Annotated in this window: 19 protein-coding genes and 1 tRNA gene; 12 read left to right on the forward strand and 8 right to left on the reverse strand. The window is 63.5% G+C overall.

Annotation, left to right across the window (positions count from 1 at the left end):
- Nucleotides 1–103: 103 nt before the first annotated feature.
- The 3 genes from QY049_RS22890 to QY049_RS22900 form a co-directional block, all read right to left on the reverse strand.
- Entirely contained in the window at nucleotides 104–1,243 is a 1,140-nt protein-coding gene (locus QY049_RS22890) for an FAD-dependent oxidoreductase (RefSeq protein ID WP_258764584.1), read from the reverse strand.
- Between the two features lie 206 nt (nucleotides 1,244–1,449).
- Entirely contained in the window at nucleotides 1,450–2,586 is a 1,137-nt protein-coding gene (locus tag QY049_RS22895; RefSeq protein WP_301269963.1) for a type I restriction endonuclease, read from the reverse strand.
- Nucleotides 2,587–2,956: 370 nt separating this feature from the next.
- Nucleotides 2,957–3,046: transfer RNA gene (locus QY049_RS22900), tRNA-Ser, on the reverse strand.
- Nucleotides 3,047–3,351: 305 nt separating this feature from the next.
- Between QY049_RS22900 and QY049_RS22905 the strand changes: the two genes are divergently transcribed.
- A complete protein-coding gene (locus QY049_RS22905; RefSeq protein ID WP_258764581.1) occupies nucleotides 3,352–4,215 on the forward strand; it encodes an alpha/beta fold hydrolase in 864 nt (287 codons plus the stop codon).
- A gap of 462 nt (nucleotides 4,216–4,677) precedes the next feature.
- Here the strand turns inward: QY049_RS22905 and QY049_RS22910 are convergent, their stop codons facing one another.
- A complete protein-coding gene (locus QY049_RS22910; protein ID WP_258764580.1) occupies nucleotides 4,678–5,829 on the reverse strand; it encodes an ROK family protein in 1,152 nt (383 codons plus the stop codon).
- A gap of 333 nt (nucleotides 5,830–6,162) precedes the next feature.
- Between QY049_RS22910 and rplU the strand changes: the two genes are divergently transcribed.
- The 3 genes from rplU (at nucleotide 6,163) to QY049_RS22925 (ending at nucleotide 7,672) form a co-directional block, all read left to right on the forward strand.
- Entirely contained in the window at nucleotides 6,163–6,549 is a 387-nt protein-coding gene (rplU, locus tag QY049_RS22915) for a 50S ribosomal protein L21 (RefSeq protein WP_258764579.1), read from the forward strand.
- Between the two features lie 102 nt (nucleotides 6,550–6,651).
- On the forward strand, nucleotides 6,652–6,921 hold the full coding sequence (rpmA, locus tag QY049_RS22920) for a 50S ribosomal protein L27 (protein ID WP_092234086.1): 270 nt from the start codon (nucleotides 6,652–6,654) through the stop codon (nucleotides 6,919–6,921).
- A 157-nt stretch (nucleotides 6,922–7,078) separates the two neighbouring features.
- On the forward strand, nucleotides 7,079–7,672 hold the full coding sequence (locus QY049_RS22925; protein WP_258764578.1) for a GNAT family N-acetyltransferase: 594 nt from the start codon (nucleotides 7,079–7,081) through the stop codon (nucleotides 7,670–7,672).
- A gap of 3 nt (nucleotides 7,673–7,675) precedes the next feature.
- On the opposite strand, the gene QY049_RS22930 is transcribed toward QY049_RS22925, so the two are convergent.
- Nucleotides 7,676–8,590, reverse strand: coding sequence for a DMT family transporter (locus QY049_RS22930; RefSeq protein ID WP_258764577.1), 915 nt, complete (start codon nucleotides 8,588–8,590; stop codon nucleotides 7,676–7,678).
- 120 nt (nucleotides 8,591–8,710) lie between these two features.
- Here QY049_RS22930 and QY049_RS22935 point away from each other — a divergent pair, with 120 nt between their 5' ends.
- From QY049_RS22935 to QY049_RS22945, 3 genes are all read left to right on the forward strand, one after another.
- The gene (locus QY049_RS22935) at nucleotides 8,711–9,193 is read left to right on the forward strand and encodes a MaoC family dehydratase (protein WP_258764576.1); all 483 of its coding nucleotides are present in this window, start codon (nucleotides 8,711–8,713) and stop codon (nucleotides 9,191–9,193) included.
- A gap of 85 nt (nucleotides 9,194–9,278) precedes the next feature.
- Entirely contained in the window at nucleotides 9,279–10,319 is a 1,041-nt protein-coding gene (gene obgE / locus QY049_RS22940; protein ID WP_258764575.1) for a GTPase ObgE, read from the forward strand.
- A 100-nt stretch (nucleotides 10,320–10,419) separates the two neighbouring features.
- On the forward strand, nucleotides 10,420–12,054 hold the full coding sequence (locus QY049_RS22945) for an alkaline phosphatase family protein (protein ID WP_258764574.1): 1,635 nt from the start codon (nucleotides 10,420–10,422) through the stop codon (nucleotides 12,052–12,054).
- 64 nt (nucleotides 12,055–12,118) lie between these two features.
- On the opposite strand, the gene QY049_RS22950 is transcribed toward QY049_RS22945, so the two are convergent.
- Complete coding sequence (locus QY049_RS22950) at nucleotides 12,119–13,084, reverse strand: Bug family tripartite tricarboxylate transporter substrate binding protein (RefSeq protein ID WP_258764573.1); 966 nt, start codon at nucleotides 13,082–13,084, stop codon at nucleotides 12,119–12,121.
- 204 nt (nucleotides 13,085–13,288) lie between these two features.
- Here QY049_RS22950 and proB point away from each other — a divergent pair, with 204 nt between their 5' ends.
- Nucleotides 13,289–14,410 (forward strand): glutamate 5-kinase, encoded by a 1,122-nt coding sequence (gene proB, locus QY049_RS22955; RefSeq protein WP_258764572.1) that lies wholly within the window; start codon nucleotides 13,289–13,291, stop codon nucleotides 14,408–14,410.
- Between the two features lie 6 nt (nucleotides 14,411–14,416).
- On the opposite strand, the gene QY049_RS22960 is transcribed toward proB, so the two are convergent.
- Complete coding sequence (locus QY049_RS22960) at nucleotides 14,417–14,713, reverse strand: type II toxin-antitoxin system RelE/ParE family toxin (protein ID WP_194478983.1); 297 nt, start codon at nucleotides 14,711–14,713, stop codon at nucleotides 14,417–14,419.
- The gene (locus QY049_RS22965) at nucleotides 14,703–14,981 is read right to left on the reverse strand and encodes a type II toxin-antitoxin system ParD family antitoxin (RefSeq protein ID WP_258767100.1); all 279 of its coding nucleotides are present in this window, start codon (nucleotides 14,979–14,981) and stop codon (nucleotides 14,703–14,705) included. The genes QY049_RS22960 and QY049_RS22965 overlap by 11 nt, the downstream gene beginning before the upstream one ends.
- A gap of 192 nt (nucleotides 14,982–15,173) precedes the next feature.
- Here QY049_RS22965 and QY049_RS22970 point away from each other — a divergent pair, with 192 nt between their 5' ends.
- The 4 genes from QY049_RS22970 to rlmH all read left to right on the forward strand — a co-directional run bounded on the left by QY049_RS22970 (nucleotide 15,174) and on the right by rlmH (nucleotide 18,293).
- Nucleotides 15,174–16,481, forward strand: coding sequence for a glutamate-5-semialdehyde dehydrogenase (locus tag QY049_RS22970; RefSeq protein WP_194478982.1), 1,308 nt, complete (start codon nucleotides 15,174–15,176; stop codon nucleotides 16,479–16,481).
- 24 nt (nucleotides 16,482–16,505) lie between these two features.
- Complete coding sequence (locus QY049_RS22975) at nucleotides 16,506–17,150, forward strand: nicotinate-nucleotide adenylyltransferase (RefSeq protein WP_258764571.1); 645 nt, start codon at nucleotides 16,506–16,508, stop codon at nucleotides 17,148–17,150.
- 198 nt (nucleotides 17,151–17,348) lie between these two features.
- Nucleotides 17,349–17,705, forward strand: a complete 357-nt coding sequence (rsfS, locus tag QY049_RS22980) for a ribosome silencing factor (protein WP_194478980.1) — start codon at nucleotides 17,349–17,351, stop codon at nucleotides 17,703–17,705.
- A gap of 105 nt (nucleotides 17,706–17,810) precedes the next feature.
- The gene (gene rlmH, locus QY049_RS22985) at nucleotides 17,811–18,293 is read left to right on the forward strand and encodes a 23S rRNA (pseudouridine(1915)-N(3))-methyltransferase RlmH (RefSeq protein WP_194478979.1); all 483 of its coding nucleotides are present in this window, start codon (nucleotides 17,811–17,813) and stop codon (nucleotides 18,291–18,293) included.
- Nucleotides 18,294–18,314 lie beyond the last annotated feature (21 nt).

Consider the following 18,314-nt stretch of genomic DNA (forward strand, 5'->3'; position numbering starts at 1 on the left):
AGGAGGTTCGACAGGCAGGGTTCTAGCCCGGGTCTCCAGGAGGCGTTTGCCGCCGGACGGTTGCGCGTTTTCGTGCACGGTCACCGCAACATCCAGCATCCGCTCAGGCGAATTGAGAGTATCGGGACAGTTGAAAGAAGGGTTCTGCCTGGTAGGACGGATCGGTGGCGAGGCGAGCAAGCCTTTGCCCGATGGCGGGCGCGAACTTCGCGCCATGGCCTGAACACGCGGAGCAGACGATCAGGCGGGACTCCGGCCAGCGATCGATGATGAATTCCTCGCCCGCATCCAGCCTGATGTCGGCGGGCGCGGTGTTGGTGTAGAGGCAGACGTCGCGATCGATGATGGGCCCGGCCGCATCAGGGACGAGGGCGGCCAATGCTTCGCCGATGGGACGGAGTTCGGCATCGCTGGCCTGCGGACCCCAATCGTCGGGGCCGACCACGGGCCCGTGGTTGTGAGGCGCAGCCTTGACGCCGCGCTGTTCGAAATCCGGAAAGCCGTAGACGATGTCATCAGGACCGCGGTCCAGAATGAAGATCGGGAAGCGACCTGAAACCACAGTGTCGGGGCTGGCAGGCTTGAACCAGCCGACCGCCTGTCGGGTGACGTTGAGCAGCGCGGCGAGTTGCGGGAGGGCGCGACCGAGCCATGGGCCCAGCGCCAGGATCGCGCGCTCGGCGAAGAACTCTTCGCTCGCCGTGCGGATCGACACGCCGTCGTGGCGCGGCGTGAAGCTCGCGCGTTCCGGAATCACGCGGTCGCGTGCGCGTGCGCGCATCAGCTTCATGACTGTAGCGGTGTGCAGGATCGCGGCACCGTCCTGGACGACGACGTCCCAGTCGTCGGGCAGGTTGAAAGCCGGAAATTCCTTGTTCGCGACAGCAGCGGTCATCTTCGGATCCGGGCGCCCTTTCGCGATCGCGGCCGCGCGCGAGGACGCCACCATGGCGGAGCCGGGGCGGCCGGCCTCCAGAATAGGGGTTTCCGTCAGAACCGTTTGACCGCTTTCGGCCTGCAGCCGGATCCAGCCGGCATGAGCCTCGTCGCTCAGGCTGGTGTAGTTGGGGTTTTCGAAATTGAAGCGACGGAAAATGCGACATGAACCATGTGACGAGCCGCGATCCGAACCTGCTGCGACAGGATCGAAGCCGAGCGCATCGACGCCGGCATCCAGCAACGCGCCCAGCGCTGCTCCGCCCATGAGCCCCAGACCCAGCACGGCGACTTCGCATTTTCGCATGAAGGCCTCGCGAGCGATGCTACGACGCGCCGATCATCGTGATGATTTCGCGGGTTGACAAGGTCTACGGGAGGGCGATTGCGGCCGGCATCGACAACGCGGCATCAGATCAATGGGGCAGCAATCAGCGCCGTCAGGTCGGTTCCTGTCGTCGACGGCCTGCTCGCGGCGACGGCGCTGATAGGATACGGGAGGGATCGTCTCGATTACTCTTCGGGCACCGGCAATGGGGATAGCCCAAGTTCTTTCAGAAACACGTTGTGCTTCGCCGTTGAGTTTTGAATTTGCTTCTCAAGCTCGACCAGCTCTCTATGCGTGGCCGACAGATCGATCTCGACTTGCTGCTCGGATGTGCTGATATAGCGGGAGATATTGAGGTTGTAGCCTTCCTTCGCGATCCGCTCCATGCCGATGCGCTTGCGGTCCACGACGAAGAGGCATTTCTCGATATCGGGATTGTCCTTGAGGAGGGTTGAGGCCTTGAACGAGGTGAGCGTCTTGCCGCTGCCGGTGGTGTGCCAGATGTATCCGTTGCCGCAGTTCTGGGTGATGCAGTCCACAATGGCCTTCACCGCATAGATTTGATACGGCCGCATCATCAGGAGCTTTTGCTCACCGGCAACGCGCACCATGTAGCGGCTGATCGTTTGACCGAGCGTGCATTTGACGAGGAAGGTCTCGGCAAAGCTGTCGAGGTGGGTGATCTTTTTGTTATTTACGTCTGCGAATTCATAGACGGGTAGAAAGCGTTCCTCGGCATTGAAAGCAAAATGCCGGGCGTTATTGTTCGCGAAGTAGTAGGTGCGGTCGCGGTTGCTGACGATGAAGATCTGGAGGAAGCAGAGAAGCGTCTTGGTGTAGCCGTTGCCGGGGTCGTTCTTGTAATCGACGATCTGCTCCATCGCCCGACGGGGGCTGATCCCGAGGGTTTTCAGCTCGATTTGAACGACGGGGACGCCGTTGATCAGGAGTATGACGTCGTAGCGATGATGGCTGTTATCCGTGTTGATGCGGAGCTGATTGACCACCTCGAAGGCGTTCTTACACCAGTCTCTGATGTTGACGAGGGTGTAGTTCAGCGGCGTACCGTCATCACGAATGAAGCTGTTGCGCTCGCGAAGTGTTCGGGCGGCGCTGAAGACATCGGGCGTGACGATCTCGTCGATTAGGCGGGTGAACTCGGTGTCGGTGAGGCGTACGCGATTAAGCGCTTCGAATTTCTCACGGAAGTTTTGCTCCAGCGTGGAGCGGTCACGGATGTCGGGACGATATTCGTACTTGAGGTCGCGTAGCTTTGAGACAAGCGCTTCTTCTAGTTTTCGTTCGGCTGCGATCATCGCCATCGCGGAAGCTCACTCACTTCTTGATCTGCTCAATGGTCCAATTCGCTACATCACAAAGCGCGGACTTGATGCTCCTGATCTAACATCTGCTTGTGATTGGTGTCGTCTTTCATTTGGGCGGCACGCTCAACTAATTGGAATATAAACTCACTGACTTAGACCAATCGGGTAGTCATGCAGGAGAGGACATTGGCCAGTTTCAGCGGCCGCTCGAAACGCCCTGCGCGACGGATAGCTCGGCTTCCGTGCGCTCGAATCAAGCCCAGGCCGCTCGGAATGTCATGTGGATACGAATGTCGCTACTTAATCAATAAGCCGGCGCGACGCTTCAGAGGGGAAGACCAGGTTGGCGACCCGGGACTTGATTTTATGGCGGAGAGGGAGGGATTCGAACCCCCGATAGGCTTGCACCTATGCCGCATTTCGAGTGCGGTGCATTCAACCACTCTGCCACCTCTCCTGAAGGCGCCATATGAGGAGCAGGGCCCCTGTGGTTGGGGGCGTTCATAAGCGAGGATGGCGGGCCAGACAAGGCGCGAAAGGGGAAAATCCGGTGGTTGTTTTGCCGCTTTCTCGCCGTGTTGCCAACAATGGGCACCTTTTGCTGGGCTACCCCCCTCCCTAACCCTCCCCCACATCCGCCTTCGCCCGAAGGCGGGCTTCGGCGAGACAAGAGCGGGGAGGGAACGCACCTCCCTTGTCGCGGCGAATGAAACCTCATCTCATCTGCTCGACCAGAGGACTTGCCAGCCGAAAGGAACTGCCATGGAGCACCTGACGATCTCCGCCAATGGCGCCAATTTCCATGTGGTCCGTGCCGGCCGGGGAAAACCGCTGCTTTTGCTGCATGGTTGGCCGGAGATCTGGTTGACCTGGGCGCCGGTGATATCGAGGCTTTCGGACCGTTTCACCCTCATTGCGCCTGATTTGCGCGGCTTTGGCGACAGCGACAAGCCTGACGGGTCTTTCGGGCCTGATGGCCATGCGGCCGACATGCTGGCCGTGATGGACGGGCTCGGCATCGACCGATTCGGCGTGGTCGGCCATGACGTCGGCGGCGCGGTGATGCAGCCGCTGGCCCGGCGGGCGGGCGAACGTGTCGCGGGATTGTTCTTCTTCGATTTCGTCTATCCCGGCATCGGGCCGCGGATGGCGGCGCCTGAAAGGCTCAACCAGATCTGGTATCAGTCTTTCCAGCAGATGGAGATGGCGCCTCGGCTGGTGGGCGCGAGCCGCGAGAGCTGCCGGCTCTATATCGCGCACTTCCTGAAGGGCTGGGCGCATCGCAAGGACGCGTTCGACGACGTGCTCGACCTGTTCGGCGATACCTATTTCAGGGACGGCAATCTCGCCGGCGGCTTTGCGCATTATCGCGCGTCGCATGCCGGGCGCGTAGCGATGATGAAGGGCGAAGCCGTGCGGCTAGCGCCGATATCAGTGCCGACCTGCGTGCGCTGGGCCGAGCACGATCCGCTGTTTCCCTATGAATGGACCGACCGGCTGGGAGAAACGTTCAGCAAGCTCGATCTTGCGATGTTTCCCGATGTCGGGCACTTCCCGCATCGCGAGGATCCGGATCGCGCGGCGGAGGAGATCGCCGGGTTCTTTCAGCGCATCGGGTGGAGCTGAGAAGCGGGGACGTTAGAGCGGGATGAGTTGAGTTCATCCGTCAACAACGCTCTCTCCGTTCCCTCCCCCCTTGTGGGGGAGGGGCAGGGAGGGGGGCGCCACACGGGGACTCTATCGAGAGCGCACCGCCCTCGATGCATCGTCGACAACTGTCGCCTTTTCCTGGGCTACCCCTCTCCCTAGCCCTCCCCCACATCCGCCTTCGCCGAAGGCGGGCTTCGGCGGACAAGAGCGGGGAGGGAACGCACCTGTGTGTTGGGGCGCCAGTCCTGCCTCATTCCAGGATGCTTTAAAAAACAGGGTGGGACCGCCAGACGCGGTAAACACTGGCGGTCCCGTGCCGCTCATCGAAATGCCGGCCAGGAAGGGCGGCTTCGCAGGCCTGCGTGAGACGACGATTCGACCCTAGCGTGCAGGCAGGTTCCCGCAACGCAATCCGGTCCTTAACCTAACCAGTCAAGGTTACTCCTTGTCGTTCTTGCTGTTTTCCCTGGCTTTCTTCTTGCTCGTGTCCTTGCCGTTCTCGGACGAGTCCTTGCCGTTGCCGCCGTCCTTGTGGCGGTTGGTGAAGCGCGCATTGCCGAGGCCGGTGCCGATGGTGAGCACGCCCCAGCGATCGACATCCTGCATGAACGGCACCTCGGAGAGGCCCTGCACCACGCCGTCATTGTGCATCAGGATCGCGGTGTCGTGCTCGCCGATGACAGGAATGCCCTCGATCAGGCTCGCCGGCAGGTTGAATTTGCTGCTCTCCCAATTGCCCGGCAGATTCTGCGCGCCTTTTTCAATGGACCCGTCCTCGCTGATGACGCCGGGACAGGCGATGCCGATGAAGGGCGCGAGCTTGAAGCCTTCGCTTTCCGCTTCCGCAATCAGCGCCTTCAGCATCTTGGTGAGCCGCTTCACCGCGCCTTCGCGCGTCGGCTCGTCGTCGGCATGGCGCCACAGCTCTGATTTCACGACCTTGGCCTTCGACAGGTCTTTTGCCTTCTTCCAGCCCGTCTCGACCAGGCCGCAGCGGATGTTGGTGCCGCCGATATCGACCGCGAGGATGCTGTCATGGGCCTCGAAAATCCAGGACGGCGCCAGATGCAGCGTGCCGATCAGGCCGGCTTCGTCGGGATGATGCCGGATCGGTACCAGATCGATCTTGAAGTCCTCCGCTTTCAGAATGATCTCGGTGCGCGCGATCGCGAGCTCGCCGAGCCGTGAATCGCGAAAGCCGCCGCCGACCACGATGCGCTCGGTCCTGGCCCAGGCCTTCGTCTTGAGGAAGCGCCGCGTGACGTAGGCGAGCTCCTGGGCAAAGTCCTCGATCGCGCTGTGCACCACGGCCGAGGCCTCGACGTCGTCGCTCACCAGGATTGCATCCAGCGTCTTCTTGCTGATGCTCTCCGACGGCTCCTTGCCGAACGGATCCTCGCCGGTCTTGCGCAGCGGCTTGCGCCAGCGGTCGAGGATCTTGCGGAATGCGCCCTTGCTGGCGCGGTCGCCGAGGAAGCCGTCCTCGTCCTTCATCTCGATGTTGAAGCTGTCGACATCCACCGACGGCAGCCGACCGGCGCCGTGATGGGCGATGCCCGTGGTCGTCTTGACCAGTTCGTCCGTTGCCATGAGAGCCCTTGCCCGCTTGCCTGTTCCGGCGGACTAACGGCGGGGGAACCTGATGGTTGCAGCGCGGGCCGAGATTCCGTGGGGGCGCGGAAACGGCCCAAATCCTTCAAATCCGGCCTCTTTTCGCCGGCTTTTCCTTGACTCTTCGCCCCCGGCGGCTATAAGTCCGCACAACCGGCGCGGGGCGTTTCTCGCGCCGCTTATTTTTGCGTGGGTTTTCAAAGGGATAACTCCCGCCCGCGCGAAACTCGCAATAAACCCATAGCGACTGATCAAAAAGCCGGCCCGGACGCTTCTCGTCCCGAGGCCGGGATTGAACACGGAGAAAAAACGATGTTCGCAGTCATCAAAACCGGCGGCAAGCAATACCGCGTCGTGCCGGATGATGTTCTCGAAGTTGGCAAGATCGAAGGCGAAGTCGGCTCGATCGTGCAGTTGAATGAAGTTCTGGTGGTCGGCGGCGACACGCCGGTGCTGGGCGTTCCGACGGTGGCCGGCGCCTCCGTTGCGGTCGAGGTGCTCGACCACAAGCGCGGCCCGAAGGTCATCGCGTTCAAGAAGCGCCGCCGCAAGAATTCGCGCCGCAAGCGTGGCTACCGCGACGAGATCACGGTCCTGCGCGTCAGCGAGATCCTGACGGACAATGCCAAGCCCACCAAGGGCCCGCGTCCGAAGAAGGAAAAGGTTGCCAAGGAAGCGGCTAAGGAAGCTGCCGAGTAACTGAAACCGATCACGCCAATTCACGAGTTGATGCGTGCGACGTTTTGAAATGATTCCGTCAAGGAATTGACCTAGAACTACGCAGGATTTCGGAGACGAGCCATGGCTCACAAAAAAGCAGGCGGTTCATCGCGCAACGGTCGCGATTCCAAGGGTAAGCGTCTTGGCATCAAGGTGTTCGGCGGGGAGCGCGTGATTCCCGGCAACATCATTGCGCGTCAGCGCGGCACCACCTGGCATCCCGGCCTCAATGTCGGCATGGGCACCGACCATACTCTGTTCGCCAAGATCGAGGGTCGTGTTGAATTCCAGGCCAAAGCCAACGGCCGCACCTTCGTAGCGGTACTCCCGCTCGCAGAGGCTGCTGAATAGACGGTGGATCTTATTTGGAGTCCGCCGGGTCCTTGACCGAACCGGCGGAGTTCCAGAGATCAAGCAGATCGAAGGCTCCAGGGGAGGCGGGGAAACCGGCCTCCCCTTTCGTTTGACCAGTTCACTTTTCACTTAGTGACTTCTAGCGGAGCCGGACATGTTGCAGGACTTTTCGAGCGTGACCTTAGCCGAGGCGAGACCCAGCGTCGTCGCCACCGAGCGGCTGACCTTGCGGCGGCCGACCCTCGCCGACGTCAAGACCATCGCCCGCCTCGCCAACGACCGCCGTGTCGCGGAGAACACCCGCCGGCTCCCGCATCCCTATTCGCAGGACGACGCCGTCGAGTTCGTCCGCGCCACCGCCGCGCTCGGCAGCGAGACCGTGTTCCTGATCGAGCACGACAGCGGGCCGATCGGCATGGTCGGCATCGACCGCTCCACGCCAGAGAATGCCGAGCTCGGCTATTGGCTGGGCGTCGAGCATTGGGGCCGGGGCTTTGCCACCGAGGCCGCACGCGGCGCCATCGACTTCTTCTTCGAGGAGTTCGAGGACGACCACCTCCATGCCGGCGCGCGCGTCACCAATCCGGCCTCGCGCAACGTGCTGGAGAAGTGCGGCTTCCAGTGGAGCGGCGTGCAGCTGCACCGTTTCCTGGCGCTGGGCTCGTCGACACCGGTCGACTGCTTCCGCCTGTCGCGCGGCGTGTGGTCGTCGCTGAAGAGCTGGAGCAGCGCGCGAAGGATGAGGTAGTGACTACGCCGGCGGGGTAACCTCTCCGCTGGCGCGGCCCAAATCGCGTTCACGCAGGTAGATATAGAAGCCGGCGCCGATGATGATCACGGCGCCGACGATGGTGGCGATTTCAGGCACGTCGCCGAACACGACGAAGCCGAAGATCACCGCCCAGACGATCATCGAATATTGATACGGCACCACCACGCTCGCGGGCGCGAGCTTGAGCGAGCGGTTGACGCAGAACAGCGCCGTCACCGAGATGCATCCGGCCAGCGCGAAGAACACCAGGCTGCCCGGCGTCGGCGGCACCCAGTGGAATGCCGAGAGCACGGCGCCCAGCGAGAACGTGCCGATGAATTGCGAGGACGCCATCACGATGTCGGGCGTCTTGCGCAAGCTGCGGGTGATCAGCATCAAGGTTGCGAAGGAAAGGCTGCCGCCGAGTGCGATCAGCGCCGGCAGGCTCACCGTCTGCGCCGACGGCCGCAGCGCGATCAGCACGCCGCAGAAGCCGATCAAAATCGCCGTCCAGCGCCGCCAGCCGACCTTCTCGCCCAGAAAGATCGCCGACATCGCGGTGACGAAGATCGGGCCCGCCAGATAGTAGGTGATGACGTCGGCGAGCGGCAGATGGACCGTCGCGAGGAAGAACGCGGCCACCTCCAGCGTCGACAGCACGACGCGGATGAGCTGCAGGCGCGGCCGCTCCAGATGCAGGAACTGGTGACGCTGCTTCCAGATCAGCGGCGACAACAGCAGCAGCGCCGCGCAGGCACGCAGGAACAGCAGCTGCCCGACCGAATACGTCCCGACCAGGAACTTGCCCATGGCGTCCCCGAACGAGAACATGAAGATCGAGAGCACCATGAGTCCGATGCCGGCCAGCCGCGCCGAGCGGTCGTCATAGGCGGAGAGATTCTTGAACAGGGGCATCGAGCGTCGTTTTAATGAAGCAGGGGCGCGCGACAAGCCCGCGCAAGCCGAATTGAACGGATTGTCGCACGCGTCGCGGCGCGGTAGCGATAGGCGTCTCACCGACGAAAGAGCACTGGCATGACCGAGTTCGACCCGGCCCAGCACCGCATGATGCCAGCGCAACGCTGGTTTGAGGATTTCGTCGTCGGCGAGCGCTTCGTGCTGCCGAGCCGGACCCAGACATCTGCGGTATTCGCCGCGTTCCAGACCGCAAGCGGCGACACCCACCCGGTGCACTACGACGTCGAATATTGCCGAGCCCGCGGCATGCCGCATCTGCTCGCGCACGGCTTTCAGACGCTGATCCACACCGCGCCCGGCGCGGGCCTGTTTCCCTTCATGGTCGAGCAATCCCTGGTCGGCTTCCTCGAGCAGTCCAGCCGGTTCCTCAAACCCGTCTTTGCCGACGACACGATCTATCCCGCGCTCGAGGTCACCGAGCTGGTGCCGGGCCGCACGACCGGCACGGTGACGCTGAAGAGCACCGTCTTCAACCAGCGCAAGGAGCTGGTGCTCGAGGGCACGCAGAAATTCCTGATCCGGCGCAGGCCGACTGGTTAAGCAAGGGCCAAAATTCGCAGGTTTTCGGCCGATTTGCGGGGTCATCCGGGTTGCCGGGCGTGCCCGGCTGGCCTACCTATGGCCCATGAAATTCCTCGACGAAGCAAAGGTCTATATCCGCTCCGGTGACGGCGGGAACGGCTGCGTGGCGTTCCGCCGCGAGAAGTTCATCGAGTTCGGCGGCCCCTCCGGCGGCAACGGCGGCCGCGGCGGCAATGTCATCATCGAGGTCGCCGATGGCCTCAACACGCTGATCGACTACCGCTACCAGCAGCACTTCAAGGCCCAGAAGGGCGAGAACGGCTCGGGCTCGGACCGTCACGGCGCCAACGGGAAGAATATCGTGCTGAAGGTCCCGGTGGGCACGCAGATCTTCGACGAAGACCGCGAGACGCTGATTCACGACTTCACCGATGTCGGCGAGAAATTCGTGCTGGCCGAGGGCGGCAATGGCGGCTTCGGCAACGCGCATTTCAAGTCCTCGACCAACCGCGCGCCGCGCAACGCCAATCCCGGTCAGCCCGGCGAGGAGCGCTGGATCTGGCTGCGGCTGAAGCTGATCGCGGACGCCGGCCTCGTCGGCATGCCCAATGCCGGCAAGTCGACCTTCCTGTCCAAGGTCAGCGCGGCGCGGCCCAAGATCGCAGATTATCCCTTCACCACGCTGCATCCGCAGCTCGGCGTCGTGAACGCCGACGGCCGCGAATTCGTGCTCGCCGACATTCCCGGCCTGATCGAAGGCGCGCATGAAGGCACGGGCCTCGGCGACCGCTTCCTCGGCCATGTCGAGCGCTGCCGCGTGCTGCTGCATCTGGTCGACGCCACCTGCGAGCATGCCGGCAAGGCGTACAAGACCGTGCGCAAGGAGCTCGACGCCTATGGCGGGCTGCTCACCGACAAGATCGAGATCGTCGCGCTCAACAAGATCGACGCGGTCGAGCCGGACGAGCTGAAGAAACAGAGGGACCGGCTGAAGCGCGCCGCCAAGAAGACGCCGCTGCTGCTGTCGGGCGTCACCGGCGAAGGCGTCAAGGAAGCGCTCCGCGCGCTGGTCGACGTGATCGGCGAAAGCCCGGTCTCGGCGAAGGCCAAGAGCGCGGCCGAAGCGGAGCCGTGGTCGGCCTGAAGATCGATGCTCTCTCCATACCTCTCCTCAACGGGGAGGTTGTCTTCGCGCCGTCGATAGAGCAGCATTCGGAAAATCGAGCTGGGGGCGGAGACAAGGCATGGCGCGCGCGAAGAACGTTCTCTGGATCATGTGCGACCAGCTTCGCTATGATTATCTCGGCTGCACCGGCCATCCCACGCTGAAGACGCCGAACATCGACGCCATGGCCAGGCGCGGCGTGCTGTTCTCGAAGGCTTACGTGCAATCGCCGATCTGCGGTCCGTCGCGGATGTCGTTCTACACCGGCCGCTACATGCGCTCGCACGGCTCGCACTGGAACGGCTGGCCGCTGCGCGTCGGCGAGCCCACGCTCGGCGATCACCTCAAGAAGATCGGCGTGCGCAACGTGCTGGTCGGCAAGACCCACATGGCGCCCGATCTGGAAGGCATGAAGGCGCTCGGCATTCCGCCGGAATCCGTCATCGGCGTGCACGTCGCCGAATGCGGCTTCGAGCCCTACGAGCGCGACGACGGCCTGCATCCGACCGGACGGCCGCGCCCGAAATACGACGAGTATCTGCGCCGGCAGGGTTTCGAAGCGACGAACCCCTGGGAGCACTGGGCCAACTCGGGCGCCGCGGATGACGGTAGCTTGCAGAACGGCTGGCTGCTCGTGCACGCCGACAAGGCCGCGCGCGTGCCGGACGAGCACTCCGAGACGCCTTACATGACGCGCCGCGCGATGGACTTCATCGGCGAGGCCGAGACCGACGGACGGCCGTGGTGCCTGCATCTGTCCTACATCAAGCCGCACTGGCCCTACATCGCGCCCGAACCCTATGCCAGCATGTATTCGATCGATGACATGATCCCGGTGATCCGCTCCGAGCGTGAGCGGCAGAATCCGCATCCCGTGTTCGGCGCCTACATGGACATGCGCTACTCCCGCAACATGGCGCGCGACGAGGCCCGCGAGAAGGTGATCCCGACCTATATGGGCCTGATCACCCAGATCGACGACCAGATGGGCGTGCTGATGAAATTCCTGGAGGAGCGCGGCCTCTTGGACACCACCATGATCGTGTTCACCTCCGATCACGGCGATTATCTCGGCGATCACTGGATGGGCGAGAAGGACCTGTTCCACGAACAGTCGGCCAAGATTCCGCTGATCATCATCGATCCCTCCAAAGAAGCCGACGCCACGCGCGGCACGCGTAGCGACGCGCTGGTCGAGGGCATCGATCTCGCACCGACCTTCGTCGATTATTTCGGCGGCAAGGTGCCCGGGCACATCCTCGAGGGACGCTCGCTGCTGGCGCTGCTGCGCGGGCCGACACCGAGCGATTGGCGCAAGGTCGCGTTCTCCGAATACGACTATGCCATGCAGGATGTGCGGCTGAAGCTGAACCAGCCGATCGAGCGCTGCCGCCTATTCATGGTGTTCGACGGCCGCTGGAAATACATTCATGCATCAGGCTTCCGCCCGATGCTGTACGATCTCGAAACCGATCCGGACGAATATGTCGATCGCGGCGACGATCCGGAATGCGCCGGCGTAATTGCTCGATTGCAAGCCGAGCTGTTCGACTGGGCGCTGCACCCCAACGACCACGTCACCACGCCGCGCGAAAAGATCGCGAACTATGCCGACAACCAGCTCCAGGTGAAGGGCGGCATCCTGATCGGCATCTGGGACGAGGCCGAGCTTGCCGCCATCAAGGACGGCATCGCCCAGCGCGCGAAGATGTAGGCCGCTCTTCGGGACTCTGGATTGCTTCGTCGCAAGGGCTCCTCGCAATAACGGGGGAAGAGGCTCAATTCTCGATCCTGTACCCGGTCGCCTTCACGATCGGCTGCCAGAATGCCGTGTTGGCGGCGAGCTCCTTGGTCAATCCCTCCGGAGTCGAGCCGACCGGGATCAGGCCGATCGCGGTGAGCTTCTCCTTCACGTCGGGCTTGGCAAGCGCCGCACTCGCGGCCGCGCCGAGCTTGCTGGCGAATTCCGGCGGGCTGCCGGCCGGGAGCCACATGCCGTACCAGGCATCCGCAACGAGATCGATGCCATTCTCCTTCAGCGTCGGCACCTCGGGTGCGAACGGCGAACGCTCCGCGCTCGAGACAGCGACGATCTTCACGCCCTTGGCGCGATGCTGCGGCAGCGCGTCCGCCAGGGTCGTGATGCCGAACGCGATGTGGCCGCCGATGATGTCGTTGAGAATTGGCGCGCTGCCGCGATAGGGCACGCGCGTCAGGGGAATTCCGAGATCCTTCTCGAGCTTGGAGCCCATGAAATGCGGAATGGTGCCGTTGCTCGGCACACCGAACGAGGTCTTGTCGGGATGCGCCTTCAGCCAGGCGACGAATCCCTTGAAATCGGAGGCATCAATCTCCGGGCCGATCACGACGGCGAACTCGAACCGCGCGAGCAGCGACACCGGCATGAAATCCTTCGCCGTGTCGAAGCTCGGCGTCGTCTCCACCATCGGCAGCAGGTACATGGTCGGCCCCGTCGTCACCAGCACCATGCTGCCATCAGGGCTGGCACCCTTCACCGATTTGATGCCGATCAGGCCGTCGCCGCCGGTGCGGTTCTCGACCACGATGGTCCGTTGCAGCACCGGGGCAATCTCTTGCCCGATCAGCCGACACAGCGTGTCGCCGCCGGCGCCTGCCGCGAACGGGAAGATGATCTTGGTCAACCCGGCCTGCGCTTGCGCCTCGCTAACCTGCGCCAGCAGTGGCAGACCGAGACATCCGGCCATGAATGTGCGGCGATCCATGCGTTTCCCCTTTCCAGCCCGTTATGGTTGGCGGCCATTAGAGCCAGCCGGGCCTGCGAGACAAGACCGACATTGGTCCCGTTTCCCACCCCGGCCGCCTTGCGCCGGCCATCGTCCTGCTGCAAAAGCAGGCCTCACCGGCGCCGCCCGTCGCTCCGCCGTTTCCAGAGCAATTCCGTCCTGTTGGCGCCGACACATACCCACATGGCCAGCCCCGAACTCAGTCAATTCCGCCGCATCGTCGTCAAGGTCGGCTCCGCGCTGCTGGTCGATTCCGACAGGGGCGAGGTGCGGGCGTCCTGGCTGGCCGCGCTCGCCGACGACATGGCCAAGCTGCACAAGGAGGGCCGCGACGTGCTCGTGGTGTCCTCGGGCTCGATCGCGCTCGGCCGCAGCCGGCTCAAGCTGCCGCGCGGTCCGCTGAAGCTGGAGGAGAGCCAGGCAGCCGCCGCCGTCGGCCAGATCGCGCTGGCGCGGATCTGGTCCGAGGTGCTCGGCGCCCACGGCATCGGCGCCGGCCAGATTCTCGTCACCCTCCAGGACACAGAGGAGCGTCGCCGCTATCTCAACGCGCGCTCCACCATCGGCAAGCTGCTGGAGTGGCGCGCGATCCCTGTCATCAACGAGAACGACACGGTCGCAACCAACGAGATCCGCTACGGCGACAATGACCGCCTCGCTGCGCGCGTCGCCACAATGGCGAGCGCAGATCTGCTGGTGCTGCTCTCCGACATCGACGGCCTCTACGACGCCCCACCAAAGAACAATCCGAACGCAAAACTGATCCCGGTGGTCGAGAGCATCTCCTCGGAGATCGAGGCGGTGGCGGGAGACGCCGAATCCGAACTGTCGCGCGGCGGCATGCGCACCAAGGTCGAGGCGGCCAAGATCGCCACGACAGGCGGCACGCACATGCTGATTGCATCCGGCAAGATCGAGCATCCGCTGCAGGCGATCGCCAATGGCGGACGCTGCACCTGGTTCCTGACGCCGGCCAACCCCATCACCTCGCGCAAGCGTTGGATCGCGGGCACGCTGGAGCCCAAGGGCACGCTGACGATCGATGCGGGCGCGGTGACGGCGCTGCGCGCCGGCGCCAGCCTGCTGCCGGCCGGCGTGATCAAGGTCGAGGGCCAGTTCGCCCGCGGCGATGCCGTAATCGTCCGCGGCCCCGATACCAGCGAGGTCGGCCGCGGCCTGATCGCCTATGACGCCGAGGTCGCCGAGCGGATCAAGGGCCGCTCCTCCCCTGATGTGATGACCATCCTCGGCATCAGCGGGCGCTCCGAGATGATTCACCGCGACGACCTGGTGGTGGGCGGGTAAGGCCGGCTATTGCATGTCGTCGGCGCCGATGTCCTGGCGGCCGTGCATGACGCGGACGATCTCAATGCCATCAGGCAACGGGACATAGAAGATCACGTAATTGCCGACTGGGAAGCTGCGCAAGCCGGCACGCAATTCTCGTCGATCTCTTCCGGCCAGCGGATTCTCCACCAGCATCTCGAAAATCTCACCGATGCGCCCGATCTGGTTCTCGGCGGCCCGAATGCTGTCCGAAGCAATGAAGTCCCAGATCGAATCGAGATCGATGTCTGCTTGTGGAGCTTTGCGGAATCTATTCGCCACGTTTGCGCGCGGCCAACCGTTGCCGTCCCCGCGCCTTGATGTCGTTCATCCATTCCTGAATGTCGACTTCCTCCATCGGTCCGCTGTCAAACCCCTTCTGGATTTCCTCCCGTAGCGCCTCCAGCTTGATCCTGCGCCGCTCTTCGCGCTCCTCGACCAGCCGAAGACCTTCGCGCATGACTTCGCTCGCGGTAGCGTAGCGGCCGCTCTCGACCAGATTGTCGATCAGGTCCTCGAAATGCTTGCCAATGCTGTAGCTGCTCGCCATGGACGGCTCCGTTATCAGATAATGATATTTATTGATATTTGAGCGTCCGGCAAGGATCGGTCCCACCTCCGGTCCCGCCAGGCCATTGGCCGACCCGGTATCCACGACCGTACCCCTGCCATACCCGCCCCGCCCTTCGCAAAAGCGGGATTTCCGTGCTAGGACACCGCCTTAGCAGAAGGTTGAACTCTCATGGCCGCCCCCCTGAAAGCCGTTGACGGCAATGCCGATCGAACCGCCGATCTCTTGGCGCTGATGTCCGATCTCGCCACCCGTTCCCGCGCCGCCGCGCGGGTGCTGGCGCTGGCGCCGCCGGAGCAGAAGAACCGGGCGCTGGAAGCCATGGAGCGGGCGATTCGCGCCAACGCCGCAGCGATCCTCGCCGCAAATGCCGAGGACGTCGCCGAAGCGCGCGCCTCCGGCAATGCCACCTCGTCCTTCATCGACCGCCTGACGCTGACGCCGGCGCGGGTCGAAGGCATGGCTGAGGGCATCGCCGTCGTGCGCGGCATCGCCGATCCCGTCGGCATCGTCACCGAGAGCTGGCAGCGGCCGAACGGCATGACCATCGAGCGCGTGCGCGTGCCTCTCGGCGTCGTTGGCGTCATCTTCGAGAGCCGGCCGAACGTCGCGGCGGATGCTGGCGTGCTCTGCCTGAAATCCGGCAATGCCGTGATCCTGCGCGGCGGCTCCGACAGTTTCCGCTCCTGTCGTGCCATCCATGAGTGCCTGGTGCAGGGTCTGCGTGAAGCGGGACTGCCGGAAGCTGCGATCACGCTGGTGCCGACGCGCGACCGCGCGGCGGTCGGCATGATGCTGTCCGGCCTCAACGGTTCGATCGACGTGATCGTGCCGCGCGGCGGCAAGAGCCTCGTTGCGCGCGTCGAGCAGGAGGCGCGCGTGCCCGTGTTCGCGCATCTCGAAGGCGTCAACCACGTCTATGTCGATGCCAGCGCCGATCTCGCCATGGCGAAGTCGATCGTGCTCAATGCCAAGATGCGACGCACCGGCGTCTGTGGCGCGGCCGAGACATTGCTGGTCGATCGCGCCGCTGCCGGCAAAAACCTGAAGCCGCTGGTCGAGATGCTGCTCGAGGCCGGCTGCGAGGTGCGCGGTGACGACGCCGTGCAGGAGACAGATGCGCGCGTAAAACCTGCCAGCGAAGACGATTGGGACACCGAATATCTCGACGCGATCATCGCGGCGAAGGTGGTCGATGGCGTCGACGGCGCGATCGCGCACATCCAGGACCACGGCTCGCACCACACCGATGCGATCGTGAGCGAGAACGACGCTGCCGCGAAGAAATTCCTCAGCGAAGTCGACTCCGCGATCGTGCTGCACAACGCCTCGACGCAATTCGCCGACGGCGGTGAGTTCGGCTTCGGTGCCGAGATCGGCATCGCCACCGGCCGCTTCCACGCCCGTGGCCCTGTCGGCGCCGAGCAATTGACGAGCTTCAAATATCGCGTTCACGGCACCGGGCAGACGCGGCCGTAAGAGACGTCGCGGGGCGGGCGGGCATTGAGTAACAATTTCGTCGTGCCGCGCTTCGTGGCGCAAGCGGTCCCGCCCCATACCGAGGGGATGCGTATCGGCCTGCTCGGCGGCTCGTTCAACCCGCCGCATCAGGCCCATCGCGCGATCAGCCGCTTCGCCTTGATGCGATTGCAACTCGATCGCGTCTGGTGGCTGGTCACGCCAGGCAATCCGCTCAAGGAGAACGGCAATCTGCATGAGCTCGGCGAGCGCATGCAGGCCGCGCGCGATGTCGCCAATGACCCCAGGATCGAGGTAAGCTGTCTCGAATCCGTCATTCGTACCCGCTATACCATCGACACGATCAACACGTTGCGCCGCCGCTTCTCCGGCTTGCGCTTTGTCTGGATCATGGGCGCCGACAACCTCGCTCAATTCCATCGTTGGCAGGACTGGCGGCGGATCGCCGCCCAGGTCCCGATGGCAGTGATCGATCGCCCGCCGCAGAGTTTTCGCGCCCTCGCCTCCCCTGCCGCCCAGGCGCTCGCGCGCTACCGCCTGCCGGAGAGTGAGGCAGCCTTGCTTGCGGACCGGCCGGCGCCGGCCTGGGTCTTCCTGACCGGGTTGAAGCTCAACCTCTCCTCGACGGGCCTGCGGAACCCGGACGGGAGCTGGAAAGGTACGAAGTGAGACGGAATGTGGGAAATTACGGGCTCTCTGGCATATTGAAACCCTTAACCCCACATGATGTAGTGTAACCAGCGAAGGCCGGATTCGGCCTTCGCGATACAGTGAAAGGAATGGTCCCTGGCCACGTCTGTATTGTCAAAGTCTGTTTTACCCAAGGCTACGAAACCGGCGCGTAAAACATCGACCAAAGCTGCGGCCTTGAAGGCGCAACCCGACGCCGACAAGACGCTGAGCCTGATCCTCTCCCGCCTCGAGGACATGAAGGCGGAAGAGACGGTCACCATCGACCTTCGCGGCAAATCGGCATACTCCGACTACATGATCGTCACCACGGGCCGTGTGAACCGGCACGTCGGCGCGATCGCGGAGAACGTGACGAAGAGCCTCAAGGAAACCGGCATCAAGAACATCCATGTCGAGGGCTTGCCCAATTGCGACTGGGTGCTGATCGATTCCGGCGAAGTGATCGTGCACGTGTTCAGACCCGAGGTCCGTGAGTTCTACAATCTCGAGAGATTGTACACGCAGGGCCCGGGGGCGGCGAAGGCGATCTAACGCGATCTTGGAGGCTGCTGGCCGATTTCGAATCGGCCGACGCGCATGCTAGCGTCGTGCGCGCGCCGAATGCGCGCGGTCTCGAAAACTCGACTCTGAAACATCATGCGTGTCGCTGTCATCGCGGTGGGCCGGCTGAAGCAGGGGCCGGAACGGGAGCTTGCCGAGCGCTATTTCGAGCGGTTCGACGAGGCCGGCCGCAAGCTCGGATTCCGCGAGCTCACCATCCACGAAATCCCCGAGAGCCGCGCGCGTGATGCCGCGACGCGGATGACCGAAGAGGCGGCCGCGATCTCCGCGCATATCCCGGACAAGTCGATCCTGGTGGCGATGGACGAGCGCGGACAAAACCTCGATTCCACCGTATTCGCACGGAATCTCGGGCGCTGGCGCGACGAAGGCGCCGGTCATACTATCTTCGTGATCGGCGGGGCGGACGGACTTTCGCCCGAATTGCGCCGTAAGGCCAAGCTCGCGATCGCATTCGGCTCCGCGACCTGGCCGCATCAAATGGTCCGCGTCATGCTTCTGGAACAGCTCTATCGGGCCGCCACCATTCTGGCCGGCCACCCCTATCATCGCGCGTGATTCGCGCCATAACGAGCACCT

This window comes from Bradyrhizobium sp. WYCCWR 13022 (assembly GCF_030435535.1).
Lineage (GTDB): Bacteria > Pseudomonadota > Alphaproteobacteria > Rhizobiales > Xanthobacteraceae > Bradyrhizobium.

Coding starts and splice junctions, on each gene's coding strand:
- QY049_RS22905 (WP_258764581.1), top strand. CDS start 3,352: ATGGAGCACCTGACGATCTCCGCCAATGGCGCCAATTTCCATGTGGTC.
- QY049_RS22925 (WP_258764578.1), top strand. CDS start 7,079: ATGTTGCAGGACTTTTCGAGCGTGACCTTAGCCGAGGCGAGACCCAGC.
- rlmH (WP_194478979.1), top strand. CDS start 17,811: ATGCGTGTCGCTGTCATCGCGGTGGGCCGGCTGAAGCAGGGGCCGGAA.
- QY049_RS22965 (WP_258767100.1), bottom strand. CDS start 14,981: ATGGCGAGCAGCTACAGCATTGGCAAGCATTTCGAGGACCTGATCGAC.
- QY049_RS22945 (WP_258764574.1), top strand. CDS start 10,420: ATGGCGCGCGCGAAGAACGTTCTCTGGATCATGTGCGACCAGCTTCGC.
- rpmA (WP_092234086.1), top strand. CDS start 6,652: ATGGCTCACAAAAAAGCAGGCGGTTCATCGCGCAACGGTCGCGATTCC.
- QY049_RS22910 (WP_258764580.1), bottom strand. CDS start 5,829: ATGGCAACGGACGAACTGGTCAAGACGACCACGGGCATCGCCCATCAC.
- QY049_RS22890 (WP_258764584.1), bottom strand. CDS start 1,243: ATGCGAAAATGCGAAGTCGCCGTGCTGGGTCTGGGGCTCATGGGCGGA.
- obgE (WP_258764575.1), top strand. CDS start 9,279: ATGAAATTCCTCGACGAAGCAAAGGTCTATATCCGCTCCGGTGACGGC.
- QY049_RS22935 (WP_258764576.1), top strand. CDS start 8,711: ATGACCGAGTTCGACCCGGCCCAGCACCGCATGATGCCAGCGCAACGC.
- QY049_RS22950 (WP_258764573.1), bottom strand. CDS start 13,084: ATGGATCGCCGCACATTCATGGCCGGATGTCTCGGTCTGCCACTGCTG.
- QY049_RS22970 (WP_194478982.1), top strand. CDS start 15,174: ATGGCCGCCCCCCTGAAAGCCGTTGACGGCAATGCCGATCGAACCGCC.
- proB (WP_258764572.1), top strand. CDS start 13,289: ATGGCCAGCCCCGAACTCAGTCAATTCCGCCGCATCGTCGTCAAGGTC.
- QY049_RS22930 (WP_258764577.1), bottom strand. CDS start 8,590: ATGCCCCTGTTCAAGAATCTCTCCGCCTATGACGACCGCTCGGCGCGG.
- QY049_RS22895 (WP_301269963.1), bottom strand. CDS start 2,586: ATGGCGATGATCGCAGCCGAACGAAAACTAGAAGAAGCGCTTGTCTCA.
- rplU (WP_258764579.1), top strand. CDS start 6,163: ATGTTCGCAGTCATCAAAACCGGCGGCAAGCAATACCGCGTCGTGCCG.